Here is a 5,623-nt window from a genome sequence, read left to right on the forward strand (position 1 = left end):
ACCGGCGAGCGGGGCGCCCCGGCCCCTGACGGTACGGCGGGTCAAACCGGCCGGGCCGGACGGCTACTTTGCGCCTGTCATCCGGTTGCAGCCCAGGCGACCGGATGACACCCGCGGGGCGGCCGGACCCGCCACCGTGCCCCGTCCCGTTCCGCTGCCGGTGGGCGGGGATCCCGAGGCGGAGGCCGAACTGCTCCATGTCACGGCGATGGCCCGGTCCGTGGCACAGGCCTGTCTGGAGGCCGTCTCCGGCACACGGCCGGTCCAACAGCTGGCCCGCTGGCTGGACCCGGCCAGCTACGAAAAGCTGGTGCACCGGGCGGACATCGCCAAGGCCCACCAGGCACAGCTGCGTTCCGATGGCCGGGCACCGCTGCGGCTGCACCGCAGCCCCGTGGTGCGCTCCGCCAGGGTGTGCCGTGCCGCCGACAGCGCCTATGAAGCGTCGTTGGTGGTGGCCGAGACCCGCCGGATACGCGCGGTGGCGCTGCGACTGGAGTGGATCCGCGGACTGTGGAAGGTCACGGCCCTGGAGATCGGCTGAACCCGAGACTACTTCCGGCGCTTGCCGCTCTTGGCGGGGCGCTTGTCCCTGGCGGGCGCTGCCGCCTTGGCCGGGGCCTGGCGTTCGACCCGTGTCTCGGCTTCCCCGGATACACTAGGCGCCGTGAACTGCAGGGCCGCCGGCCGCTGCGGAGCTTCCAGCCCGGCCGCAGTGATCTGCGGCGCCGCCGCCGCCCGGGCGTCAGCGACCCCGGGGACCGTCGCCTCGGCCGGCTGCTGAACCTGGACCTCGAGGTTGAAGAGATAGCCGATGCTCTCTTCACGGATGGACTCCATCATGGCCTGGAACATCACGAACCCCTCGCGCTGGTATTCGACCAGCGGATCGCGTTGGGCCATGGCCCGCAGTCCGATGCCCTCCTTGAGGTAATCCATCTCGTAGAGGTGTTCCTGCCACTTCCTGCCGATCACCGAGAGCACCACGCGCCGCTCCAGTTCGCGCATGGTCTCGGAGCCGAGCGTCTGCTCACGCTGCGCGTAGGCGACCTTGGCATCGGAGACAATTTCCGCGCGCAGGAAATCCGCCGTGACCCGCGAGCGCCCGCCGGCTTCCTCCAGCACCTCGTCGATCGTCAGTTCGATCGGGTAGAGCTGCTTGAGGTTGGTCCACAGCTGCTCGTAGTCCCAGTCGTCGCCATGGCCCTCAGCGGTGGCTTCGTTGACCATCGCCGTCACCACGTCCTCAAGGAAGAACGCGACCTTCTCGTGCAGGTCGTCGCCTTCCAGGATGCGCCGCCGGTCGTTGTAGATTGTCTCACGCTGCCGGTTGAGCACGTCGTCGTACTTCAGCACGTTCTTGCGCTGCTCGGCGTTCCGGCCTTCGACCTGTGCCTGGGCGTTCTGGATGGCCTTGGAAACCATCTTGGACTCCAACGCCACGTCGTCGGGCATGCGGGAGGAGTTCATGATGCGTTCGGCCGCGCCCGAGTTGAACAGCCGCATCAGGTCATCGGTCAGGGAGAGGTAGAAGCGGGATTCGCCCGGGTCGCCCTGGCGCCCGGAGCGGCCGCGGAGCTGGTTGTCGATGCGCCGTGATTCATGCCGTTCGGTACCCAGCACGTAGAGCCCGCCGAGCTCCTTGACCTCGTCGTGCTCGGCCTGCACGGCTTTCTGCGCCGCTGCCAGGGCGGCGGGCCAGGCGGCCTCGTAGTCTTCCGGGTTCGCGGCAGGGTCCAGGCCGCGGCGTTCCAATTCGGCCACCGCGTTGAACTCGGCGTTGCCGCCGAGCATGATGTCCGTACCGCGGCCGGCCATGTTGGTGGCCACCGTGACGGCACCCTTGCGGCCGGCCTGCGCGACGATGGCCGCTTCCCGGGCGTGGTTCTTGGCGTTGAGCACTTCGTGCCGGATGCCCTGTTTCGCCAACTGCTTGGACAGGTACTCGCTCTTCTCCACGCTGGTGGTGCCCACCAGGACCGGCTGGCCCTTTTCGTGGCGCTCGGCGATGTCCTTCACGACGGCGTCGAACTTGGCGACTTCGTTCTTGTAGATCAGGTCCGACTGGTCGATGCGGGCCATCGGCTTGTTCGTCGGGATCGGAACCACGCCGAGCTTGTAGGTGCTCATGAACTCGGCCGCTTCGGTTTCGGCGGTGCCGGTCATGCCCGAGAGCTTGCCGTAGAGGCGGAAGTAGTTCTGCAGGGTCACCGTGGCCAGCGTCTGGTTCTCGGCCTTGATCTCGACGCCCTCTTTGGCCTCGATCGCCTGGTGCATGCCTTCGTTGTAGCGCCGGCCGGCCAGGATGCGGCCGGTGTGCTCATCGACGATGAGCACCTCGCCCTTGAGCACCACGTAGTCCTTGTCCCGCTTGAACAACTCCTTGGCCTTGATGGCGTTGTTCAGGAACCCGATCAGCGGCGTATTCGCCGATTCATACAGGTTGTCGATGCCGAGGTAGTCCTCGACCTTTTCGATGCCGGATTCCAGCACGCCGACGGTACGCTTCTTCTCGTCGACTTCGTAGTCTTCGGTGTCCTTCAGCCGCATCACGACGCGCGCAAATTCGGTGTACCAACGGTTCACGTCGCCGGAGGCCTGGCCGGAAATGATCAGCGGGGTGCGGGCCTCGTCGATCAGGATCGAGTCGACTTCGTCCACGATCGCGAAGTGGTGTCCGCGCTGGACCAGTTCGTCACGGCTCCAGGCCATGTTGTCGCGCAGGTAGTCGAAGCCAAACTCGTTGTTCGTGCCGTAGGTGATGTCCGCCGCGTACTGTTCGCGGCGCGTCGCCGGGTTCTGGTTCGACAGGATGCAGCCGCTGGTCAGGCCCAGGAAGCGGTAAACACGGCCCATCAGGTCGGACTGGTATTCGGCCAGGTAGTCGTTGACCGTCACCACGTGGACGCCCTTGCCGGTGAGCGCGTTCAGGTAGGCGGGCGCGGTGGCCACCAGCGTCTTGCCTTCGCCGGTCTTCATCTCCGCGATGTTGCCCATGTGCAGGGCTGCGCCGCCCATCAGCTGGACGTCGAAGTGGCGCAGGCCGAGCGTGCGGCTGGCGGCTTCGCGGACGGCCGCGAATGCCTCCGGGAGCAGGTCGTCGAGCAGCTCGCCGTCCTGGTAGCGCTGCTTCAACGTGTCGGTTTCCCCGCGCAACTCGGCATCCGTGAGGGACTTGAAGTCCTCTTCCAGGACGTTGATCGCATCGGCGTAGCCGCGCAGCCTCTTCAGCGTCTTCTTGTCGCCGGTACGAAGCACACGCTCGAGAATCGTTGGCACTACATAGCTCCCAGTCAGTTGCGCAGAAATCTGGCTCGTTCAGTCTACGTGAGAGACGAGTCCCGCAGCGTTTTGGTTCCCGGCGGCCGTTTCGCGCTCTCACGGGCCAGGGCCGGGGCCAAACCGCCGCTCTCCTGAACCACCACGGCGTCCAGCGCCAGCCACTCGGCCATGCCGGCCAGCTCGGCTGCCAGCTCCGCGGCGGTTCCGGGCGGGGCGTCGTCTTCGGCGTGCGCAGCCCGGACCACGAGCCTGCCCGAGGCCCGGTCCGCTTTCAAGTCCACGCGGGCACACAGCCGGTCCCCCAGCAGGAACGGCAGGACGTAGTAGCCGTAGGTCCGCTTCGGCGCCGGCGTGTAGATTTCGATCCGGTAGCGAAAGCCGAACAGCCGCTCCACCCGCTGGCGTTCAAACACCAAGGAATCGAAGGGGCTCAGGAGTGCCCTGCCGGTGGCGCGGCGCGGCCGGGCCGCCTCGGCGTGCAGGTACACGTCGCCCCTCCAGCCATCCACCTGCACCGCTTCCAGCTTTCCGGCCGCCTCCAGGGTCCGCACCGCGTCGGCGGCCGCCCGCACCGGCACCCGGAAGTAGTCGGCGAAGCACTTGACGGTCCCGATGCCGTGAGCCAGCGCTGCGGCCTCGATCAGCCTCAGCATCGCCTGTTCAGGATCGGGCCGGTACTGTGCGTCGTGCGGGGCGGGCAGCACCCGCTCGGTCAGGGTGTAGAGCCGTTCGAACTGGGGAGTCCGCCCGGCGGCGCTGACCAGCCCCTGTTCGAAGAGGTCCTCCAGCACCCGCTTGACCGCGTTCCAGTTCCAGCCCCAGTCGGTCTTCGGCTGGTGCGCGTCATGGCCGATCCGGTCGGCGACAGCCCGGGCGGTCAGGCCGCGCGAGGAGGAAAGCGTGTCCAGGATCTTGGCGGTCAGGTCCTGGACGAGGACCGGATCCATGCCGGCCGCGCCAACCCACCGGCGACGCTGCCACTGGCGGAGATCGGCGAAATCCTGCGGCTTGATATAGCTGGCTTCGTGCGCCCAGTACTCCATCATGCGGCGCGGCGCTTTTCCCGCAAACCGGTGGAGGATGTCGACGTCGTAGCCGCCGAGCCTGGAGAAGAACGGCAGGTAATGCGAGCGCACCAGCACGTTCACGGAGTCAATCTGCAGCAGCCGCAGCCGGTCAAAGGTCCGGCCCACCTGCCTTGCCGTGACAAGGCCGGTGGGCCGTTCCTGAACCAAGCCCTGCGCCGCCAGCGCGATGCGGCGGGCCTGGGCCGGAGTGATGCGGGCTGTCATGCCTTCATACTAGGCAGCCGCGGCGCTGTCAGGCCTTGGCGCCCGCCGACGCGCGGTAGGCCAGCACCTCTTCGCGCGCCTTGGCTTCTTCGGCGCTGCAATCGGCGTCGAGGGTGATCACGCCGTACGTCCAGCCACGACGGCGGTAGACGACGCTGGGTGCGTTCGTCGCCTTGTCGATGAACAGGTAGAAGTCGTGTCCCACCAGTTCCATGTTGTCCACGGCATCGTCGAGAGTCATGGACGCGGCCGGGAAGACCTTGCGGCGGATCAGCACCGGCGAGTCTCCGGCGGGAACATCGTTGTCGATGTCGTAGCCGGTCCGGTCCTCGGCCTGGTCCTGGGCAGTTGCCGCAGCCAGCGCCGCTTCGTGCAGCGGCATGTCCGAGCTGGCCGGTTCCAGCGTGGCGGTGGCCTGATGGACGGCGGTCGGGGTGTGACGGCCGTGGTGGACCTTGCGGCGGTCCCGAGCGCGGCGCAGGCGCTCCAAAAGCTTGTTATAGGCAATGTCGAAAGCTGCAAACTTGTCCGCGGCCTTGGCCTCGGCGCGGACCACGCTGCCCCGTCCGAGCACGGTGAGCTCGACGGTCATCGAGCTTTCGGCATTGCGGGCATTGGCCTCTTTGGTGACTTTGGCATCAAGCCGCTGGACCTTGTCGCCCAACTGCTCGATCTTGGAGATCTTCTCCTCAGCGTACTCGCGGAACCGATCCGAAACGGACAGGTTGCGGCCGTTGATGTTGAATTCCATGGTGCCCTCCATAATTGCCTAGATGACACAACAGCGACCGAAAAGAGAAACTCCTTTCAGCCGCTGAAGACGGGTTGCCTCCCTCGCGGGAGCCCATACTTCACGTTAGATCACGGACACCTTTTATTCACCCTTTACCCACGAATATCTACAACATTTGCCGACGATGTCCGAGGGCACTCCGAGGGCCGGTGCAGTCGGCACTGCATAATCGTTACACCCCGCGTCATTCCGCGGCGCTCACGAGGGCCGGCTCGCGGCCTCCCGGCCCGCATCCCGGCCGGCGGGCCCGGCCGGG

4 protein-coding genes are annotated in these 5,623 nt (G+C 66.7%); 1 reads left to right on the forward strand and 3 read right to left on the reverse strand.

What is annotated here, in order from left to right; translation table 11 throughout:
- A partial coding sequence (locus AC5RUJ_RS09945; RefSeq protein WP_494155814.1) for an Rv3235 family protein occupies nt 1-544 on the forward strand: 544 nt, incomplete at its 5' end.
- A gap of 8 nt (nt 545-552) precedes the next feature.
- On the opposite strand, the gene secA is transcribed toward AC5RUJ_RS09945, so the two are convergent.
- From secA to hpf, 3 genes are read right to left on the reverse strand one after another with little or no spacing between them, the layout of a single operon-like run.
- Nucleotides 553-3,279 carry a preprotein translocase subunit SecA gene (secA, locus tag AC5RUJ_RS09950; RefSeq protein ID WP_494128868.1) on the reverse strand — a complete coding sequence of 909 codons (2,727 nt, stop codon included), beginning with the start codon at nt 3,277-3,279 and terminating at the stop codon, nt 553-555.
- A 44-nt stretch (nt 3,280-3,323) separates the two neighbouring features.
- Nucleotides 3,324-4,574 carry a winged helix-turn-helix domain-containing protein gene (locus tag AC5RUJ_RS09955; protein WP_494128869.1) on the reverse strand — a complete coding sequence of 417 codons (1,251 nt, stop codon included), beginning with the start codon at nt 4,572-4,574 and terminating at the stop codon, nt 3,324-3,326.
- A gap of 28 nt (nt 4,575-4,602) precedes the next feature.
- Complete coding sequence (gene hpf / locus AC5RUJ_RS09960; protein ID WP_494000220.1) at nt 4,603-5,325, reverse strand: ribosome hibernation-promoting factor, HPF/YfiA family; 723 nt, start codon at nt 5,323-5,325, stop codon at nt 4,603-4,605.
- Nucleotides 5,326-5,623 lie beyond the last annotated feature (298 nt).

This window comes from Arthrobacter sp. Y3223164, assembly GCF_059091005.1.

Coding starts and splice junctions, on each gene's coding strand:
- AC5RUJ_RS09955 (WP_494128869.1), bottom strand. CDS start 4,574: ATGACAGCCCGCATCACTCCGGCCCAGGCCCGCCGCATCGCGCTGGCG.
- hpf (WP_494000220.1), bottom strand. CDS start 5,325: ATGGAATTCAACATCAACGGCCGCAACCTGTCCGTTTCGGATCGGTTC.